At 46.8% G+C, this 21,512-nt stretch carries 15 protein-coding genes and 1 other RNA gene; all 16 read left to right on the forward strand.

Annotated elements, in window-relative coordinates; genetic code table 11:
• The first annotated feature begins 30 nt into the window (after positions 1-30).
• A complete protein-coding gene (gap, locus tag FE296_RS07915; RefSeq protein WP_017691243.1) occupies positions 31-1,038 on the forward strand; it encodes a type I glyceraldehyde-3-phosphate dehydrogenase in 1,008 nt (335 codons plus the stop codon).
• A gap of 151 nt (positions 1,039-1,189) precedes the next feature.
• A complete protein-coding gene (locus FE296_RS07920) occupies positions 1,190-2,371 on the forward strand; it encodes a phosphoglycerate kinase (protein ID WP_150364663.1) in 1,182 nt (393 codons plus the stop codon).
• 42 nt (positions 2,372-2,413) lie between these two features.
• Complete coding sequence (gene tpiA / locus FE296_RS07925; RefSeq protein ID WP_036616221.1) at positions 2,414-3,166, forward strand: triose-phosphate isomerase; 753 nt, start codon at positions 2,414-2,416, stop codon at positions 3,164-3,166.
• A 1-nt stretch (position 3,167) separates the two neighbouring features.
• Positions 3,168-4,712: a 2,3-bisphosphoglycerate-independent phosphoglycerate mutase gene (gene gpmI, locus FE296_RS07930; protein ID WP_062837742.1), complete on the forward strand. Its 1,545-nt coding sequence runs from the start codon at positions 3,168-3,170 to the stop codon at positions 4,710-4,712.
• 242 nt (positions 4,713-4,954) lie between these two features.
• On the forward strand, positions 4,955-6,241 hold the full coding sequence (gene eno / locus FE296_RS07935) for a phosphopyruvate hydratase (protein WP_062837741.1): 1,287 nt from the start codon (positions 4,955-4,957) through the stop codon (positions 6,239-6,241).
• Positions 6,242-6,453: 212 nt separating this feature from the next.
• Positions 6,454-6,687, forward strand: a complete 234-nt coding sequence (gene secG, locus FE296_RS07940; RefSeq protein WP_062837740.1) for a preprotein translocase subunit SecG — start codon at positions 6,454-6,456, stop codon at positions 6,685-6,687.
• Between the two features lie 557 nt (positions 6,688-7,244).
• A complete protein-coding gene (gene rnr, locus FE296_RS07945; RefSeq protein WP_150364664.1) occupies positions 7,245-10,031 on the forward strand; it encodes a ribonuclease R in 2,787 nt (928 codons plus the stop codon).
• A gap of 255 nt (positions 10,032-10,286) precedes the next feature.
• Positions 10,287-10,769 carry an SsrA-binding protein SmpB gene (gene smpB / locus FE296_RS07950; RefSeq protein WP_036674736.1) on the forward strand — a complete coding sequence of 161 codons (483 nt, stop codon included), beginning with the start codon at positions 10,287-10,289 and terminating at the stop codon, positions 10,767-10,769.
• Positions 10,770-11,338: 569 nt separating this feature from the next.
• Positions 11,339-11,703, forward strand: a transfer-messenger RNA (tmRNA) gene (gene ssrA, locus FE296_RS07955).
• 439 nt (positions 11,704-12,142) lie between these two features.
• On the forward strand, positions 12,143-13,069 hold the full coding sequence (locus tag FE296_RS07960; RefSeq protein WP_190945081.1) for a metal-dependent hydrolase: 927 nt from the start codon (positions 12,143-12,145) through the stop codon (positions 13,067-13,069).
• Between the two features lie 131 nt (positions 13,070-13,200).
• The gene (locus FE296_RS07965; RefSeq protein WP_150364666.1) at positions 13,201-13,908 is read left to right on the forward strand and encodes a uracil-DNA glycosylase; all 708 of its coding nucleotides are present in this window, start codon (positions 13,201-13,203) and stop codon (positions 13,906-13,908) included.
• Between the two features lie 105 nt (positions 13,909-14,013).
• Positions 14,014-14,376, forward strand: coding sequence for a hypothetical protein (locus FE296_RS07970; RefSeq protein ID WP_150364667.1), 363 nt, complete (start codon positions 14,014-14,016; stop codon positions 14,374-14,376).
• A 565-nt stretch (positions 14,377-14,941) separates the two neighbouring features.
• Entirely contained in the window at positions 14,942-17,098 is a 2,157-nt protein-coding gene (locus FE296_RS07975) for a cache domain-containing sensor histidine kinase (protein ID WP_223868807.1), read from the forward strand.
• A complete protein-coding gene (locus FE296_RS07980) occupies positions 17,089-18,867 on the forward strand; it encodes a response regulator transcription factor (protein ID WP_150364668.1) in 1,779 nt (592 codons plus the stop codon). The genes FE296_RS07975 and FE296_RS07980 overlap by 10 nt, the downstream gene beginning before the upstream one ends.
• A gap of 189 nt (positions 18,868-19,056) precedes the next feature.
• The gene (locus FE296_RS07985; protein WP_124118306.1) at positions 19,057-20,370 is read left to right on the forward strand and encodes an extracellular solute-binding protein; all 1,314 of its coding nucleotides are present in this window, start codon (positions 19,057-19,059) and stop codon (positions 20,368-20,370) included.
• Between the two features lie 263 nt (positions 20,371-20,633).
• The gene (locus tag FE296_RS07990) at positions 20,634-21,503 is read left to right on the forward strand and encodes a carbohydrate ABC transporter permease (protein WP_124118305.1); all 870 of its coding nucleotides are present in this window, start codon (positions 20,634-20,636) and stop codon (positions 21,501-21,503) included.
• The last annotated feature ends 9 nt before the right edge of the window (positions 21,504-21,512 follow it).

Here is a 21,512-nt window from a genome sequence, read left to right on the forward strand (position 1 = left end):
AATTAATCAAAACTTGGGAGGAACTTACTCATGATTAAAGTAGGTATTAACGGTTTTGGACGTATTGGACGCTTGGCATTCCGCCGTATTCAAAATGTAGCAGGCATCGAGGTAGTAGCAATCAACGACTTGACTGACGCTAAAATGCTCGCTCATTTGCTCAAATATGATACAACTCAAGGTCGCTTCGATGGCGATGTTGAAGTACACGATGGCTTCTTCAAAGTGAACGGCAAAGAAGTTAAAGTATTGGCTAACCGTAACCCGGAAGAACTTCCTTGGGGCGACCTGGGCGTAGATATCGTTCTGGAATGTACTGGTTTCTTCACAACTAAAGAAGCAGCTGAGAAACACTTGAAAGGTGGAGCTAAGAAAGTTGTTATCTCCGCACCAGCTACTGGCGACATGAAAACCATCGTTTACAACGTAAACCATGAAATCCTCGACGGTACTGAAACTGTAATCTCCGGCGCATCTTGCACAACAAACTGCCTGGCACCTATGGCAAAAACACTGCAGGACAAATTCGGAATCGTTCAAGGTTTGATGACTACAATTCACGCTTACACTGGCGACCAAAACACGTTGGATGCTCCACACCCTAAAGGTGACTTCCGTCGTGCTCGCGCAGCAGCTGAAAACATCATCCCTAACACAACTGGTGCTGCTAAAGCAATCGGTCTGGTAATCCCAGAACTGCAAGGCATCCTTGATGGTGCAGCTCAACGTGTACCAGTAGCTACTGGTTCCCTGACTGAGCTCGTAACTGTTCTGAACAAAAAAGTAACTGCTGAAGAAGTTAACGCAGCTATGCAAGAAGCTTCCGATCCAGAAACTTTCGGATACACAGAAGACGAAATCGTATCTTCCGATATCCAAGGAATCACTTTCGGTTCCCTGTTTGATGCAACTCAAACTAAAGTTCTGACTGTTGGCGACCAACAATTGGTTAAAACTGTAGCTTGGTATGACAATGAAATGTCCTACACTGCACAATTGGTTCGCACTTTGGAGCACTTTGCAAAAATGATTAAGTAATATCTGAAATAACATAGAGCGGAAACAGATGCTATATTGTTTCCGCTCTTTATATATCTACATTTTGCAAATTTCTCAAAAACACCAGGATTGACAAGGGATTATAGCTCTTGATTGGTCCACCAAATACATGGGTGCGGAGGAAATACAGATGAACAAAAAAAGTGTACGCGATATCGAATTGACAGGAAAACGGGCTTTTGTCCGTGTAGATTTCAATGTGCCGCTCGAAGATGGTAAAATTACAGATGACAAACGTATTCGTGCGACGCTTCCTACAATCAACTTCTTGATTGAAAAAGGCGCTAAAGTCATTTTGGCAAGCCACATGGGTCGTCCTAAAGGCGAAGTGGTTGAATCCTTGCGTTTGACTCCAGCAGCTGAGCGTTTGTCTGAATTGCTTGGTAAAACAGTTGTTAAAGCTGACGATTCTGTTGGTGACGCTGTTAAAGCTCAAATCGCTGAACTGAACAATGGCGACGTATTGTTGCTTGAAAACGTTCGTTTCCACGCAGGCGAAGAGAAAAACGCTCCGGAACTGGCAAAACAATTTGCTGAACTGGCTGACGTTTTCGTTAACGATGCGTTTGGCGCGGCACACAGAGCACACGCTTCGACTGAAGGAATCGCTCACTTGCTTCCAGCAGTGTCCGGTTTGTTGATGGAGAAAGAACTTGAAGTGTTGGGTAAAGCAATCTCCAACCCTGAGCGTCCTTTCACAGCTATCATTGGTGGATCCAAAGTCAAGGACAAAATCGATGTAATCGACAACCTGCTGAACATTGCAGACAACGTGATCATCGGTGGCGGTCTGACTTACACGTTCTTGAAAGCACAAGGACATGAAATTGGACAATCCTTGTTGGATGATTCCAAACTTGATGTTGCTCTCGGTTTCATCGAAAAAGCGAAAAAACTGGGCAAAAACTTCTACCTGCCGGTAGATATCGTAGTGTCTGACGATTTCAGTGCGAAAGCAAACACACAAATCGTTGACATCGACGGCATCCCAGCAGATTGGGAAGGCATCGACATCGGTCCTAAAACACGTGAGATCTATGCTGACGTAATCAAAAACTCCAAATTGGTTGTGTGGAACGGACCAATGGGCGTATTTGAAATCGAGCCATTCTCCCACGGTACTCGTGCAGTAGCGGAAGCTTGCGCTGAGACAGAAGCTTACACTGTAATTGGTGGCGGTGACTCCGCAGCAGCAGCTGAGAAGTTCAAATTGGCTGACAAGATGAACCACATCTCTACAGGTGGCGGTGCATCGCTTGAGTTCATGGAAGGTAAAGTACTTCCAGGCGTAGTGGCGTTGAACGACAAGTAAGTTTTTGTTTTAGTAGTCTATAGCATGAAGGAGTTGAAACCCATGAGAACACCGATTATCGCAGGTAACTGGAAAATGTTCAAAACGGTTTCCGAATCCAATGACTTCATTCAGGAAGTTAAAGGAAAAGCGGAAGTTGAAGGCGTGGAGACTGTAATCTGCGCACCGTTTACAAATCTGCCATCCTTGGTAGAAGCCGTTAAAGGCACAAACATCAAAATTGGTGCACAAAATCTTCACTTTGAAGATAACGGTGCATTTACAGGTGAAATCAGCGGCGTGATGCTGAAAGACCTGGGTGTGGATTATGTCATTATTGGTCACTCGGAGCGCCGTCAATATTTTGCGGAAACCGATGAGACTGTCAATAAAAAGTTGCATGCAGCATTCCGTCACGGATTGACTCCAATCTTTTGCCTTGGTGAGACGCTTGAAGAGCGTGAAGCGAACCAAACAAAAGACGTGTGCAAAGTGCAAACAGTAGCTGCTTTTGCAGGTCTGTCTGCAGAGCAAGCGGCACAAGTTGTTATCGCTTATGAGCCAATCTGGGCGATTGGTACAGGCAAATCCTCGACTTCCCAAGATGCGAATGAAGTTATTGCTTACATCCGTACGCTGGTGAAGGATCTGTATAACGAGACGGTTGCGAATGCAGTTCGTATTCAATACGGCGGCAGTGTTAAACCAGAGAACGTAACAGAATACCTCGGACAAAGCGACATCGACGGCGCACTTGTTGGCGGTGCCAGCTTGCAGCCGGCTTCGTTCATCGCGCTTGTTGAGGGGGCGAAGTAAGATGACAGCTCCAAAACCTGTAGCACTGATCATCATGGATGGCTTTGGTCTACGTAACACGGTGGAAGGCAACGCGGTAGCGCAAGCCAAGAAACCGAACTACGACCGTTTCATGAGCCAATTCCCACATACAACACTAACTGCTTGCGGTGAAGCTGTAGGTTTGCCAGAAGGGCAAATGGGAAATTCCGAGGTAGGTCACCTGAACATTGGTGCCGGCCGGATCGTATACCAGGATTTGACCCGTATCTCCAAATCCATTCGTGACGGCGAGTTCTACGACAATGAAACACTTGTCAAAGCGGTTCGCGAAGCAAAACAAAGCGGCAAAAAGCTTCATCTCTACGGTTTGTTGTCCGATGGCGGCGTACATAGTCACATCGACCACCTGTTTGCTATGCTGGATCTGGCCAAAAAAGAAGAAATGAACGATGTATATATTCATGCCTTCATGGATGGCCGTGATGTTATGCCAGACAGTGGTAAAGACTTCATGCAGAAGCTGATCGCCAAGATTGAAGAAGTCGGAGTAGGTAAAATCGCAACGGTTCAAGGTCGCTATTACGCGATGGACCGTGACAAACGTTGGGAACGGGTTGAGAAATCATACCGCGCCATCGTTTATGGAGATGGACCAAAATACACTGACCCACTCAAAGCGGTTGAAGAATCGTATGAGAAGTCCGTATTTGATGAATTCGTTGAACCAACGGTTATCGTCAAAGCGGATGGTGAGCCGGTAGGTTTGGTTGAGAGCGGCGATTCCGTTATCTTCCTCAACTTCCGTCCTGACCGTGCGATCCAGTTGTCGCAAGTATTCACAAACCAGGATTTCCGCGGTTTCGATCGTGGTCCGAAGTTCCCTGTGGGCTTGCACTTTGTATGCTTGACTTTGTTCAGCGAGACGGTTGAAGGTTATGTGGCTTATTCGCCGAAGAACCTCGACAATACGTTGGGTGAAGTTCTGGTGCAGAACAATAAAAAACAACTGCGTATTGCAGAAACTGAGAAATACCCGCACGTTACTTTCTTCTTCAGCGGCGGTCGTGATGTGGAGCTTCCGGGCGAAACTCGCGTACTGATCAACTCACCAAAGGTTGCAACGTATGATCTGCAACCAGAGATGAGCGCGTATGAAGTAGCTGACGCATGTGTTCGCGAGATCGAAGCAGACAAACATGACGCCATTATTCTGAACTTCGCTAACCCTGACATGGTTGGACACTCCGGTATGCTGGAGCCTACTATTAAAGCGGTTGAGGTAACAGATGAGTGCATGGGCCGTGTTGTGGATGCAGTACTTGCCAAAGGCGGCGTTGTACTGATCACTGCGGATCATGGTAACGCGGATATGGTGTTCGATGAGCAAGGACGTCCGTTCACAGCTCATACAACGAACCCGGTTCCATTCATCGTTACGGATGCCAATGTAACCCTGCGTGAAGGCGGAATCCTGGCAGATATCGCGCCAACGATCCTTGACCTAATGCAATTGCCTAAACCGGAAGAAATGACAGGAACATCTGTCATCGCTACCCGCAAATAAGTTACGCAACAACATATATGAAATTGGGAAGTTTGGAGTTTACCCCTGAACGAAGGAAGCAGAAATTGTCTGAAGAAGCGTTAGCGTTCGCCTTTATCACATGATTCCAACTTATGAAAATAAGTTCAAAGAAATCAGGGGATAACAGCGATCAGAGGACAATTCTGCTAACGTAGTGGAAAAGGGAAAACACAAGTGGTCCTAATTTATAATAAATTTAAATTTAAAGGAGATTATCACAAATGACTATTATTTCTGACGTGTACGCTCGCGAAGTCCTCGACTCCCGCGGTAACCCTACAGTTGAAGTTGAAGTATACTTGGAGTCCGGCGCAATCGGACGCGCAATCGTTCCATCTGGTGCATCCACTGGTGCCCACGAAGCAGTTGAGCTTCGCGATGGTGACAAATCCCGTTACCTCGGTAAAGGCGTTCTGCAAGCTGTTAAAAACGTAAACGAAACAATCGCTCCAGAAGTTATCGGTATGGATGCATTGGATCAACTGGGTATCGACAAATTGATGATTACTTTGGATGGTACGCCAAACAAAGGTAAACTGGGTGCTAACGCAATCTTGGCTGTATCCATGGCAGTAGCTCGCGCAGCTGCTGACGCTCTGGACCTGCCATTGTACGTTTACCTGGGCGGATTCAACGCTAAAGCATTGCCAGTTCCAATGATGAACATCATCAACGGTGGTGAGCATGCGGACAACAACATCGACGTTCAAGAGTTCATGGTTCTTCCAGTTGGAGCACCAAGCTTCAAAGAAGCTCTTCGCGTAGGTGCGGAAATCTTCCACAACTTGAAATCCGTATTGAGCTCCAAAGGCTTGAACACAGCTGTAGGTGACGAAGGTGGTTTCGCACCGAACCTTGGTTCGAACGAAGAAGCAATCACTACAATCATCGAAGCAATTGAAAAAGCGGGTTACAAACCAGGTGTTGACGTATTCCTGGGTATGGACGTTGCTTCCACTGAGTTCTATAAAGATGGTAAATACACACTTGCTGGCGAAGGTAAATCTTACACTTCCGCTGAGTATGTAGACCTCTTGGCTTCATGGGTTGAGAAGTACCCAATCATCACAATCGAAGACGGTATGTCCGAAGATGACTGGGATGGTTGGAAATTGCTCACTGAGAAATTGGGCGACAAAGTACAACTCGTTGGTGATGACCTGTTCGTAACAAACACTGAGCGTCTGGGCAGAGGGATCGACGAAGGTATCGGTAACTCCATCCTGATCAAAGTTAACCAAATCGGTACATTGACTGAAACATTTGATGCAATCGAAATGGCTAAACGCGCAGGATACACAGCTGTAATCTCCCACCGTTCCGGTGAGTCCGAAGACAGCACAATCGCTGACATCGCTGTTGCAACTAACGCTGGTCAAATCAAAACGGGTGCTCCTTCCCGTACAGACCGTATCGCGAAGTACAACCAATTGCTCCGCATTGAGGATCAATTGGGTGAACTGGCTCAATACAATGGTCTTAAAGGATTCTACAACCTTAAAAAATAAGCTGGATATCCAGCTTTTACGGGCAAGCCGGGTAACCGGCTTGTCTTTTTTATTGAAACGGAGTAATGGTATAACGCAAGGATCAAGCAGATGGTGAAATTTAGGGCATTGTATAAACTGTACTACTTGTAGTACAACCATAGCTATGTTACAATTAAAGTAACTGTTTTTATGGTGAGATGTTATGCCCACATGGGTAGGAGGTGGAAAGAATGGATATTGCTTTGAAATTGCTGCTCGTTGTCTTCTCGATCGGTCTAATCACTGTAGTATTGCTGCAGCACGGGAAAAGCGCTGGTTTGGCGGGTGCCATCTCCGGTGGTGCGGAACATCTTTTCGGTAAAACGAAAGCGCGCGGATTGGATCTCTTCCTGCAACGTGCAACGGTGGTACTGGGTGCAGGATTTATGATTTTGTCTATTATTGTTACGGTTGTTTCCAAGTAAGACTTGGATTAGCACGGCAATGAATAGCTCTTAAGCTAATGGCTTAATTGATGAACCTTCGTTTCGTGGAGAAACGGGGGTTTTTTAATAAATTTTCAAGCGTCCAAACTTTTCCAACGATTTATGGACTCCATGATTTCAGTCTTCTTCTCACTTCTTTTCGGCTTTCCTTCCTTAGCGTGCAACGCACCCCTATCATGTATGGTATGTCCCTCGCTTATTCGTTACGCGAACTCACTCCCTATAATGAATGTCATGTGTACAGAAAATTTTCAGATATACTCCTTTTCCAGATGCGTACAGCAGTTGCATCGCATAAAATGTCTGTAGAGATACGTGAAAGCGTGATTTTAGAGGGGCGTCAGGCAACTGTAGTTTTTTTATGAGGTACGGATGGGTTGGATTGAATTCGTGTATACTAGGGTATGAGATAGTATGGTTGAACTACTACAGTCTCTGCAACAGTGATATTGTATTGCATGAAAATGGTAAGAATTCCGATACATAAAGAGATGAGACCCGATTACACTTTTATGTTTCCCGAGGTGAATATATTAATGATAACAGAACAAGAATTGCTCGACTTCATGCGGGAAACCGCTTATAGACCCATGACTTATCAGGAGTTGGAACAGCACTTCGCCATCGAAGACGCAGCTGATTTCAAAGCCTTTTTGATTATGCTGAATAGGCTGGAGGAATCCGGTAAAGTTTTGCTGACTCGTAACAATCGCTATGGCATGCCAGAGCGCATGGATTTGGTACGTGGACGTTTACAAGCTCACGCCAAAGGCTTTGCTTTCCTCATTCCTGAGGATCGGGAGCACCCGGATGTGTACATTCACGCCAATGATATGAAGAGTGCGATGAATGGTGACACGGTATTGGTTAAAGTCACATCTCAAGGACCTTCTGGTGGTCGCCTGGAGGGTGAGATCGTCCGTATTGTTACTCGTGCGGTGACACAAGTTGTAGGTGTGTTCCAAAGTCATGAGGTGTACGGCTTCGTTATTCCGGATGACAAACGGATTAATCGCGATATTTTCATCCCGCGCACTAACTTTGCAGGGGCTGTGGATGGACAGAAGGTCGTAGCAAAAATCGTCAGCTACCCAGAGGGCCGTGCGGCAGCCGAGGGTGAAGTGATCGAGATTCTCGGTCATAAGGATGAGCCGGGTATTGATATTTTGTCCGTCATTCGCAAGCATCAGCTGCCTGAAGCTTTCCCGGATGAAGTCGTAGAAGAGGCGGAGAAGGCACCGGACTCCATCACGGATGAAGAGATTGTACAACAGGGTCGCCGTGATCTGCGTGGACTTAACATTGTCACGATTGATGGTGAAGATGCCAAGGATCTGGATGATGCTGTAAATGTAGAGAAACTGCCTAACGGTAATTACCGTCTGGGCGTTCATATTGCCGATGTCGGCTATTATGTACAGGAGAATTCCAAGCTTGATCAGGAAGCCTACAACCGTGGATGCAGTGTGTATCTGGTAGACCGGGTTATTCCTATGCTGCCACAACGTCTGTCCAACGGGATCTGTAGTTTGAACCCGCAGGTAGATCGCTTGACCCTGTCTTGTGAAATGGAGTTTAACGACCAGATGAAGGTTGTGAAACATGACATTTTCACGAGTGTAATCAAAACCAAAGAGCGGATGACGTATTCCAACGTCCGTAAAATCCTTGAAGGCGAAGAGCCGGAATTGCTCGAGCGTTATAAGGATCTGGTGGATGATTTCCATCTGATGAAAGAGATTGCATTGAAGCTGCGTGCTATGCGTATGCGCCGTGGTGCGGTTGACTTTGATTTTGAAGAATCCAAAATCATTGTGGACGCAGAATGCAAACCGGTGGATATCGTAAAACGGGAGCGTTCGATTGCAGAGCAAATCATTGAGGAGTTCATGTTGGCAGCAAATGAAACAGTGGCAGAGCATTTCCACTGGTTGAAGGTTCCGTTCATCTATCGTGTGCATGAAGACCCGGATCAGGAAAAACTGCAAAATTTCCTCGCCTTTGCAGCGAATTTCGGACACCAGGTCAAAGGACGTGGCAATGCAATTCATCCACGGGCCCTTCAATCGTTGCTTGAAGATATCAACGGAACGAAAGAACAGACCGTTATCAGTACGATGATGCTGCGTTCCATGAAACAGGCGAAGTATGATTCCGAAATGTCAGGTCACTTTGGCCTCGCAGCAGAATTCTATAGTCACTTCACGTCTCCAATTCGTCGTTATCCCGATCTCGTCATTCACCGGGTGATTCGCGAAGTCATTGAAAATAATGGTGCTTTGCCCGAGAACCGTCAGGAGTATTTGGCGGCACGCATGTCTGATATTGCACAGCAGTCTTCTGAACGTGAACGTGTGGCGGTAGAAGCTGAGCGGGATACGGAGAAAATGAAGAAAGCCGAGTACATGCTCGATAAAGTAGGCGAAGAGTTCGAAGGCATGATCAGCAGTGTGACCAGCTTTGGTATGTTCATTGAACTGGAGAACACGGTTGAAGGTCTGATTCGTCTGAGTGCGCTCACGGACGACTATTACCATTTTGACGATCAGCATATGGCTCTGATTGGTGAACGTACCTCGAAAGTCTTCCGCATCGGTGATGAAGTGAAGATCCGTGTGGCACGTGTAAGCATGGAAGAGTATACGATTGATTTTGAAATGGTAGATATGAAACCTCGCGCTGAACGTCCTGGCGGCTTCAGTGGCGGACGTGGCGGTAAAGGTGGACGTCCAGGTAGCGGCGGCGGACGCGGCGGTGCCAAGGGTGGACCAGGTGGTTTCAGCGGTTCGCGTGGCGGTAAAGGCAGCTCAGCTAGCGCTGGAGCCAACCGTGGTGGCAGATCTACGGAAGAGAGCAGCAAAGGTGGACGCGGTCGCAGTGGAGCAGCGAGTGCAGGCGCAGGCTCATCCGGTGGCTATACAGGTAAAGGCGGCGGCAAACCGAAAGGTGAGCGTCGTGCTGGGGAAGCTGGTGCATCGACTGGCCGGGGCAAAGGGGCGGTAAGCTTTGGTTTTGGCTCAGGTAAAGGTGGTTATGGCTCTACATCGGGTGGACTGGATAGTGGTTCAACCGGTGGACAAGGAAGTGGCCTGAACGGCGGTAGCGGTCGCGGTGAAGGCAGCTTTAAGTCCGGCAAGGGTGGCGGTAAAGGTGGCAAAGGCGGAAGTGGTCGCAAGAACACTTCGCCGAGCGGCGTATTCATCGGGGAAGCTGCAACACCTGGTGGCGCTCAGGAAGGTGGAGCACCACGACGCAAGCGGAAGAAGAGCAAAGGTGCAGCTGGTAATGGCACGGCAGCTTTTGTACGGAAAAAGAAAAAATAAAGCTAACGTAACTTGGAGGGATGGATTACAATTGGTTCCTCCAAGTTACGTTAGAGAAATAGTCACTTCAGTTGTGTGTTGTTTCGCACAGTCTGAAAGTGGTGTAATGAGAAGGGGCGGCAGAGGTCGCCTCTTTCTTGATTTTAACAGCCGTACTTGCTACAATTAAGGTCTGGCACGTAGTACCTCGGTGCAACATGGGTGCGCTGCTATAGAGCATGGTACCGGCTTATTTTACGGAGAAGGAGTGAGGACATGGGCAAGAATGATGGACAGAGTAAAGTGCTTGCACAGAATAAAAAGGCTTCCCATGACTACTTCATTGAAGATACGTATGAAGCGGGCATGGTGCTTACCGGAACGGAGATCAAATCTCTTCGTAACGGCCGTGCGAATATTGGTGATGCATTTGCCACGATTCGGAACGGTGAGATTCATATTCACAATATGCATATTAGTCCTTTTGAACAAGGGAACCGAAATAATCCGCTCGATCCAACACGTACGCGCAAGTTGTTGATGCATAAAGTGCAGATTCATAAGTTGCTTGGGCTGTCGAAACAGGATGGGTACAGCATTGTTCCGCTGAAAATTTATATCCGCAACGGTTACGCAAAGCTCTTGCTTGGACTGGGTAAAGGTAAGAAGCAGTATGATAAACGTGAGACTGCAGCTAAGCGGGATGCTCAACGTGATATCCAACGGGTACTGCGCGAGAAGCAGAAGGTTGCGCGTTAAGTGGAGCACTGTAGGTGTATAAGTTAGTTTTTGTGATGAAGCTAGGAAGATTGATGTATGAGTTAAGGAGTCTCAAGGTTTGTCCTGCAATGGGCAAGATTGAGGCTTTTTTTATTTGTATTGGGGAGGGGAATTGATATGAATTGCTAAAGTGTGAGAGGGCTGTTTTTGTTGATGTGTGACTAAGAAAACAGCTAGGAGCCTGGTGCTAAGTGCGGTGATGAATCTAAATTATCAGTTGTTGGGTAAGTTGACTAAATCGTGGGTAAGATACTTAGGTGCAGTTGTTCGTGATCCAATCTGGGTAAACTTTACTTCCGATTGGTGACGCGGTATAATATGTAGACGATTGAGCCTGTTGTATTGGATAACCTTGTACACATGCTCAGCCTGCTGGAATGTCTTCCAGCAATCTATACTATTTCGGTGATGTGTCCTGTGTTATGATTACTCATGTAGCAGACAGGAATGCCGAGTTTGAAAGAAGCATCTTTTTACCTTGGAGGGAAAAGATGTGCAGCACCTTTGCTCCGTATTCACGAATTAATCCTGGAGCCCTTCTTATATGAGGGGGCGTTTATGGATTCGACGGGGATAGTTCGAGCATGGGTAGCGGGTAGTGGGGACGCGTCCGCTTCATCAACGCTAAAGCCTATTAAACGGCAAACAACAAACAAACTACGCTTTCGCAGCCTAAGAAACTGTGTGCGTGCTTCTAACCTGCATCGCCCATGTGACAGGATTAGGGGCTAACAAGTAGTGGGATACGCTGTCACATCTCCGCCTGGGGTGTGCTGAAGAAGACAATCAGGCTGACCCAACGTATAGCCGGTTACGGGGCGATACTCGGGTGACATCAAAACTGTGACTACACCCGTAGAAGCTTATGTGTCGTTATCTTCGGACAGGGGTTCGACTCCCCTCGCCTCCATTAGAGTCAAGTCAAAAACCACCAACCAGTGTTCTGGTTGGTGGTTTTTCCATTTATTATGATATAATGTAAAAAGAAATTTTGATTGGCTAACTCAAGATGTTGAAAAATTGAGAACAGCTCGAAAAAAAATTAAATAAGTCCAATCAACATGAATGGAAACAAACTTTTAGCTAGACCGAATTATGATAATAGAAAATACATACGAGGCATTAATGGTTTAGGGTATTTAAAGCTTGTTGATTCTATTTTGTGAAGCCTGGGCTAGCTTGGGCCCGAATTTTTGATCTAAGAAAATAGATTGGATACATCCAAACGGAGACTACTCGCCACAGACCTTTGGAAGAGGTTCGGCTTTCAGGGTCTTTCATATATAAAAACTAAATGTTTAACATTAAGTACCATATTTTTTTGATGCTAACAGAGTAAAGGAGTAGTTATTTTGGATCCGTACTTATATTTGTTTTTTCATGTTCTATCACATGCTCTTCTTGGGGCTGTAATTGCATACTGCTTTTTGCCAAGGGATACATGGAAAAATCTTATGATATGTCTATGTTCGGGTGCACTGTGTGGAATAATCCCTGATATTTTCGGGGATAGAAGTGTAGCTCCGTGGTCCCATTCGGTATTATTTACACCCTTTTTAGTTTTAGGAATAGCCTATTTGACAAAACTGTTCTATAAAAAGACTAGTTTCAAATTAATCTGGGGATCTTCTATTTTGTCTGTCTTGTTTGGACACTTATTTTTAGACTATATGGGACATGATTTACCAGCATTCTATCCCCTTAGCGATAAATTATATATTATGGAAGCCATTACATTGGGAGATCCATGGATATGGTTTCCGTTAATTATTGGTCTTGGATTAAGTGTTTTTTTGAGGAACAAGCCTAAATTACCTGTAATTACTTCGATACTATTCATATTGGTATATTTAGTTTTTCGAATAATATCAAAAGAAATAATTGAGCACAAAATTCAAGTTCAACACCCAGTTCCTGAAAAGTCATATATTATAGTGGAGCCCGATAGTCATTATGAATTTCCTCTAGATCCCAGAAAATGGTTAGAGTTCAGGTTTCGAGTCATCAGTCCTCATTTCTCTAAAGGTGGTGATGCGGGTATACTGGGAGAGAAATCAGACAAACTATTCTGGTACGATTTTTATCCAGTAGCCTTTGAGATAAATTTATCAAGAGGAAAGTATGTTCCAATAAATTTACAGGATTCTAAAGTTGTGATATCTGTTACTAAGGAATGGAAAGAAGCGGGTTCTAACTTTATTCAGGGAAAGTATGATGGAAACCTTCTTACCTACAAAGAAACCACCAATGGTCAGTGGGAAGAAGTTATACCGCAATAGTTTTCTACAGTTTCTATCCACCATCAACCAGCCGTCTGGTTGGTGGTTTTTTGGTTTATGCTATAATCTTTGTAAAATAAGCTGATGCAAGCCCGATATACTCTGTAATCTCCCAAAGGAGGCAAAGAAGCATGAGCCAAACGCAGCAAGAGATCTGCGAGTTTGTTGCAGGGATACAAGCATATGTGTCGCCAGTAAATGTGATTAATCCTTGGAGAGATTATGTGACGGGCTATGATATCGGCCCCGAAGCGGTAGATATTCGTACAGAACATTTGGTCAGGTATTTCGAACCAAGAATGTGCAAGGCTCGGTACATATTTATTGCGGAAGCCGTGGGCTATCAAGGGGCGAGGTTCTCTGGTGTACCCTTGACGTCTGAGCGAATGGTTACCGGGAATCATTTGCTGGTGAATCACGAGATGATTTTTCCAGGTGAGCCGGGTGTCCGAACGAGCTTGCCCAATATCGCAAAACCTAACCGCAGTCAGGCGCTGTATGGATTCGCAGAACCGACAGCATCCATCATATGGGGCGAAGTGTTATCCAGTTCAAGGTGGAAGCCAAATGACTTTATATTTTGGAACATCTATCCCTTTCATCCTTATCAATCTCCTGAAAAAAGAATGACGAATCGAACGCCGACTTTGGCAGAGTTGGAGGATGGTGTGTTATTCGCCAAACAGCTTATGCAACTGAATCCTGATGCTCAGATCGTGGCTATTGGCAAAAAGTCAGCAGACACGTTAAGCGCCCATCTCATTAAACATCATCATGTTCCCCATCCTGCAAATGGAAGAGCAGTACAATTCCAAAAAGCAGTAAGGTCAATAATCTAGCCCATTTGGAACTGGAGAAATAAATGCTGACACATGCATTCTTATCGTTCAAGTGCTCACACATAACGTATGCCCTATCCTATAAAGATTGGTTGGTGAAGCTAAATGAGTGAAAAATACTGGCTTGTGGTGCAATATCCGCTGAAGAGCGCGCAGGGTGGCAAACGAGATCATTGGTTGAAGGAAAAGGTAATGGAATATATGGAAACTGTTCTGACCCAGGCGGAGTTGGGAGAGGTGGATGGATGTGATCTGGGTAGCCGTGTGGCTGATCCAAAGGAATATGTAATGAACATTTTCTGTGTGGTAACGGACGAGGATCGGAGCATAGCGCTAATTAAAAAAGTGCTGAGGGAGAGTCGGCTCGATTACACCCGCATCCAAATCGCTACGATGCCATATGGCACAGAAGGAAGCTACACGCTGAAATATGCCTCCAAAAAAGGCGTTACCGAATTCTCGCTTTGATCACGATTCGCTGTTTCTTACCATAACGGACTCTATACTTATCCTGCCCGAGGGCGGTTTGCCTCCGAAAATTTCCCCACTTAATTTCATTATACGAGAAAATGATGATTGGACTCCCCAAACTTAACCACTCGATCAACACACTGTCAGTTGCAAGAAATATGCTCGTACATATCGTAATTCTGCTCAAAAGTATGCGCATTTCAAAATAGATATTCATCAGTCTCTTAATATTAAGATCTTCCGCGTTCCCCGCATCACTCTCCATCCGGCACAAACCACGACTTTTTATCTCTACCTCCAAAGTTTTATAAAGTAGTGCTCCTTTGGTTTCAAGTCAGGGGGCCTCATACCCGAAGTGTTTCACAACATCCGTCTTCCCACATCCTCATTTCTACTTTACTCAGTCATGTCATCCCCAAGCGATAAAAAGAATTGAGCCTCCTCCATACACCGTCCTATAATATACAATTGTATACAATCCAAGAGAGTGGTGGATAACACAACAGGTCATCCGATCCAAACCGTTAAACCCATCACACTTCGGAACCAAAGGAGGGTCAGAGTGAAAAACAGAGCAAAGGATGCAACAACAGATGCAGGAACAACAATAGAAGAAGATGCAACGATTGAAGCGAAAGCGACAGCAACAGCATCAGCATCAGATGTCGAGACCAATGCAGAAACAAACGAAAATATGAAAGCAAACACGAGAGCAACCTCCAGTGCAAGGAAGAAGAATTGGACTCCCCGTTTCAAAGAGTTTATTCAACGCAAACCCAGGACGCTGGCTTTTAAAATCCCGTTTGCCTACTTTGTCATTATTCTGCTAACGGTGGCGTTCAGTGCGTTGGTGTTGAATCGAATCTCGGAAAATGACGCGCAGCGAAAGATTAATGAAGCATCACTACAGACAATCACATCCATTGAGACCAATGTTAATCTGATGATCGGGAACGTGAACAATTATTCGAAGATGATTTTCTCCGATCCCAACTTGCAGAACCTGCTGCGGCAGGGTAATGTGTACTCCAATTTACAGACACAGTCCAAGGTCAGCGCGTATTTGACCAATCTTATGCAAGCGGTTCCAATAATCGATTCAGTCTATATTTACGATAATTCGGGTCACCGATTCTCGGTCGGTACCCAGGAATGGCCCACATTTATGGAAGCGAGTGTGAAGGAAGCACCGTGGTACGAACAGGCTTTGAAGCACAACGGACGATATCTGCTCAGGTTGAATGGTGGCAGCAACGATAGCGGAGTCTCGGCCATGGGGGAGAATGAAGGACAAGAGGTGGTCTCGTTTATTCGCCTCATTCGGGATCTGGATGATACGTCTCCGCTTGGATTTCTGGTTATGAACATCAAGGGAGCATCCATCGCGCAAGCCTACGCCAACCTTTCTGCACCGGATTCATTTCAGGTAGCCATTCTGGATGAGCATCAGCGGGTGATCGCAACCAACGCAACCGATGGGAAGAAAGACGTGCCTGCGGTATCCGACGCATCCATGTCTGCGGCTTCTGGACAGGAAGGGATGTACGAGATGTTAGAGGCCAATCAGGCCAAGTTAAAACAAACATTTCAAGAGCAGTCCTCCGGCTTCATCACCTTGCAATCGGGTGGTCAGGAATATGCAGTGACCTATCGTTCGGCTGGTGATGATCAGTGGAAATTCATCAGCATGAGTCCATACCGGGCTACCGATACCCGTAATAAATCCATGGTGCTGCTCGCGTTGATCCTGCTGGCGGTGAATGGGACTGTCTTTTTTGTGAGTTCATTCATCATCTCGCGCAGTGTCATCAAGCCGATTCACAAGCTGCTCCGTGCCATGCAGAAAGCGCCAAGTGGCAACTTCCGCAAAGTGACGGTTGAGCTGAACAGCTACGAGTTCGCACAGTTATATGGAGGATACAACCAGATGATTGAGCAGATCGACCAGATGCTGAAACGAATCATTCAGGAGCAGCAGACAATCCGCCGCGCAGAGTTGAATACACTTCAGGCGCAGATCAAGCCGCATTTTTTATACAACACACTGGATTCCATCACCTCCCTGGCCATGTCGGGCATGAAAGATAAGGTATGTGAGCTGTTAGAAGCGCTCGGAAGTTACTATCGACTGAGTGTCAGCAAAGGTCGTGAACTGGTTACACTGCACGAGGAGGTTGAGATTGTACGCAATTATCTGACGATCCAGCAGGTGCGCTACCCCGGTGTGTTTGAGGTGCGGTACGATATTGCTTCAGATTGTGAGCGGGTGATGATTCCCAAGCTCGTGCTCCAGCCGCTGGTGGAAAATTCACTGTATCATGGCATTCGTCCCAAAGGCAGCCCAGGCACGATACGCATTCAAGCACATCGATCCAAGGAAGGGGTAATTCTAACGATCACTGACGACGGAGTCGGCATGTCCGAGGAAGAGATACAGCAGGTTCAACGCAAAGAAATAAACCGTTCTAACCGTTTTGACTCAACTAACTCAACCAACTCATCTAATTCAACTAATCCTTCCAATCCTTCCGATCTTTCTAATCTTTCTAAGATTACCTATAACTCTAAACACAATCCAAGCTTTGGCTTGTGGGGCACGATGGAGCGACTTCGTATTTTCTATGACAGAGAAGATGGACTCAAGCTGGAGAGCGAGGTTGGAAAAGGAACAACCATTATCATAACGATCCCGAAGGGAGCCGATGAATCATGGAAATAACTGTGGAACCGTTAAAGGTATTGATTGTGGACGACGAATATCTCATCCGAAATCTGCTGCGTATGCGTATCGATTGGGAGCAGCAAGGCATGGTCATCGTTGGCGAGGCCTCCGATGCCGCTGAGGCTTTGGATCAGGTGGAGCTGTTGCGTCCAAACATCGTATTCACGGACATATACATGCCAAAGATGGACGGCATTGAACTGAGCCGTCTCCTCATGGAGCGTTACCCGAGCCTGAAAATCGTGGTTGTGACGGGACATGATGAATTTGAGTATGCTCGTCAGAGCGTGAAGCTGGGCATATCCGATTTTATTTTGAAACCCATTCGTGCTTCTGAGTTATTACAGGTTACGGCGAAGCTGCGAGCGGCGATCGAACAGGAGGTCGGACGTGAGTACGAGCTGATGAAGTTGCGGGAGGAAATGAAGCAGAGCTTGCCTTATCTCAGGGAGAGGTTTGTGAATCAATGGTTAAGTCATGTGGTGCCTGAGGATGAACTACACGAGAAGGCGCAATTCTTCGGCATTCCTATCTCGTCTGGTGAACCGGGATTACGCATCGCAGTAATAGAGGTGGAGGTTGCTGTACCGAAAGTGAAGATAGCTGCACCAGAGGTATATCCACATCTACCCGACATATCTCATCAAGTTCATGAAGCTTATCAAGCCCGTCAACCCCACCAATTCAGTCAAGTTCAACGAGAGCCTCAACACGATCAAACCCATATAAGCCGGCATCAGACAGAAGCCCATCCACAACCCGCTGAGGAAATACATATTCTGCTGCGAATGGTAGGCATGAAGCAGGTGCAGGCTTTTTATCCGCAGGATTCACACACCCTTATCGTTATGGACCCGCATAACCGGATCGTTGTACTCTCGTTTGGTGCGGATACGGAATTTGCCAATCAGGTACAGCAGCTTCAGGAAGAACTTCAACATACGCTTAAGCTCGAAGGGTGTGAAGTTGATGTGACCGTAGGGATTGGGCAATGGCAATCAAGATGGGGAAAGGCTTGTGTGGGCTACCGGGAAGCATGTCGTGCACTGGATTATCAGGCGTTTGTGGGAAAAAATCAGGTCATTTGCTTCGAAGATCTGGTCATCGAAGGCGGGAAAAGGCCCTACCACTCGGATGCTCAGCTGCTCCAACAACTGCAATTTTACGTCAGTGTTGGTGCGGGGGAAGAAGCCGTATTGTTGCTGGAGCGAATGCTGTCTGTGCCGTTCTCGGACGTTTCACAGTTTCGGATGGCAGCCATGGATGTGGTTACGGAGTGCCAGCGTGCTGCCATAGAGCAGCAGATTGATGGAGAGCATGCATTGAACAAAGAGGCCGTTGCGGCCATTTTTACAGCAGATCATCTGCCCGAACTAAAAAGTATGTTGGATCAGCATGTCCGCAACGTATCAGATGTCATACAAGCCAAGCGACAGGCCAAGGAAGGCAACCTGATCGATCGGGTGATGGCTTATCTTGATGAGAATATGGGCAATGCCGAAGTGGGGCTTTCCAGTACCGCGGCTGCTTTTTACGTAAGTTCGGGCCATCTGGGGCGGCTGATGAAAAAAGAAACCGGGCAGACATTTGTGGAATATCTGACCCAACTCCGCATGAAGAATGCTGAACTGCTGCTGAAACAGACGGATATGAAAGGTTATGAGATTGGGGAACAGGTAGGTATCCCGGACCCACACTATTTCAGCGTCTTGTTCAAAAAGCATATCGGCCGATCCATGAATGAATATCGAAATGTAAAAACATGAAAAACGAGAATGTAGTCTGGAGTGTTGGGGGAGTGCGGCGAAGGTCTGAGCATAAACCCGCTTCCGGTTCCAATTCCACATATGTTCGAAAATTACAAATCGATGCCTGTATTCTAAATGGAGAACAAAGCACAGTTTGCCTAAAATATGAGCTAGAACCAACGAAAACACATAGGGAGGTCCGTAGATATGAAAGCGCTATTAAAAAAATCGGCAAGTCTAATTCTGACGCTGGGCATTGTAAGCAGTCTGGTGGCATGTTCAACCGATTCGTCCGGCGGTGCACAGGGGGAAAGTAATGGCAAGATCAAGCTGACGCTGTGGGATCAATCGGTCGGCAATACCGATCCTTCGGCCAAGCTGCTACCCGAGATTGTGGAGAAGTGGAACAGCGAGCATCCAGACATTCAGGTTGAACGTACGGGCACAACAGGAGAACAGTACAAAACCAAAGTCAAAACATCGATTGCAGCTGGTGAAGCGCCAGACCTGTTCTATGGCATGGGCGGCGGTAGCTTCATGCAGCCTTACATCAAATCCGGTAATGTGCTGGAAATCTCAAGTTACCTGACGGACGGTATCAAAGAACGGATGGGCCCGGGTATGGCTGAAGCGATCAATATGGACGGCAAAATCTACACGTTGCCCGTGTACACTCATATCGCCAACCTTTACGTGAATACGGAATTGTTCGAGCAGGCGGGTGCCAAGATTCCGACCACCTATAACGAACTGTTGGATGCAATCGAGAAGCTGAAAGCGGCAGGAATTACTCCGGCTGTGATTGGGGAAAAAGACCGTTGGCCAGGCATGTACTGGTACGACATTATTGCGATGCGCCAGGCAGGCAATGCTGCGGTAATGGAAGCCTTTAAAGATCCGTCAAAGTGGGATTCGCCCGACTTTGTTGCCGCCGCAACCAAGATGCAGCAGCTTGCGCAAGCAGGGGCTTTCAACAGCAGCATGTTCAGCATGAGCTATGACGAGATGCTTGGGGCATTCAATGCAGGCAACGGGGCGATGATGTTCCAGGCCAACTGGGTGAATGCAGGAATTGAGGATCCGTCCTCCGTAGTCAAAGGCAAAGTGAAAGTGATTCCGTTCCCGGTGTTTGAGGATGGGCAAGGCACAAATACCGAAATCTTCGGCGGAGCCGTGGATGGTTTCTACATTAACCAGAATACCAAGCATCCGAAAGAAGCGGTGGAATTCCTCAAGTATCTGAGCGAGCAGCTGGGTACGCAAGGTTTCCTGGCCGGAGCCGGTCTGCCAAGCTGGAAAACCGATGCTCTCGACACGTCCAGTCTGTCCTCCCTGGATCTGTCTGCGGCAGATATTATGAAAACGGCGACCTCATTCATCGCGTGGTGGGATAACATTCTGCCAGCAGAGTCTGCCGAAGCGCACAAAAACCTGATTGCCCAGTTGCTGGCTGGCGATGTAACACCGGAGGAGTTCTGCAAACAGATGGCACAGCTCAAACCAACAGAGCTAAGTTTATAGGAAACAAGTAGGCGGGCATATCTTCCACGAGCGCCACTATGAGAAAACAAATCCAGCGAATGCGGTATGCGTGTGCAAGCTTACAATTTAAATGCTTACAGGTCCTGGAAGGTCCTTACACTACATGTCTGTGCCAATTCCCTGTGAATATCTTACGCATAGACCTTGTGAGCTTGCACGGCTACCGCCTCTAACCATGAAGATGAACCCAAACAAGGCGTGGTCCGGTATATCCCGGTCACGCCTTTGAGAGGAGAACAACAATGAACTCTGTATTTTCCAATAAAGGCACCATAGCTGTTTTCGTACTGCCCACACTGATTCTGTTCTGCGGCATTGTGCTTATTCCAATCTTTGTCTCCAGTTATTACAGTCTGCTGGACTGGAACGGCGTAGGCAGGGGGACATTTATCGGCCTGGACAACTATGTAGAGATGTTTAAGGATACCCGGGTGCTAAATTCGATCAAAAACTCCCTGTTATTCGCGGGAGCTTCGGTGTTCATTCAACTGCCGATCTCGCTGGTGCTCGCGCTGATTCTGGCGTCCAACGTCAAGGGGGAAGGGTTCTACCGGACCGTGTTTTTCATCCCGGTATTGATCTCAACGGTGGTTATTGCCCAGTTGTGGTCAAAAATCTACAATGCCGATTACGGTCTGCTGAACGTGCTGCTACAAAATATCGGCTTATCCAGCCTGGCACAGGATTGGCTGGGGCAGAAGGACACGGCACTTGCGGCTTCTTTTATCCCAACCCTCTGGCAGTACGTGGGGTATCACATGCTGCTGATGTACGCAGGAGCGAAATCCGTCTCACAGGATGTGCTTGAAGCTGCAAGAATGGATGGTGCTTCACGTCTTCGCACGGCGTGGTCCATTATGATCCCTTTAATGAAGCCCATCCTGAAGGTAAGCCTTGTATTTTCGGTCATCGGTGCATTCAAGGTGTTTGACCTGATCTATGTGCTAACGGGCGGCGGGCCGTTCTACACCACTGAAGTGCCGAGCACACTGATGTACGCCACCATTTTTGATACGTTCCGGTACGGATATGGCAGTGCAATCTCGGTATTTATCATTGTGGAGTGTCTGGTATGTACGATCCTCATTAATTCATTGTTCAAAACGGAATAGAAGGAGGCC

The sequence above is a fragment of the Paenibacillus sp. UASWS1643 genome (genome assembly GCF_008693195.1).
In the GTDB taxonomy this organism is placed as follows: Bacteria; Bacillota; Bacilli; order Paenibacillales; family Paenibacillaceae; genus Paenibacillus; species Paenibacillus amylolyticus_B.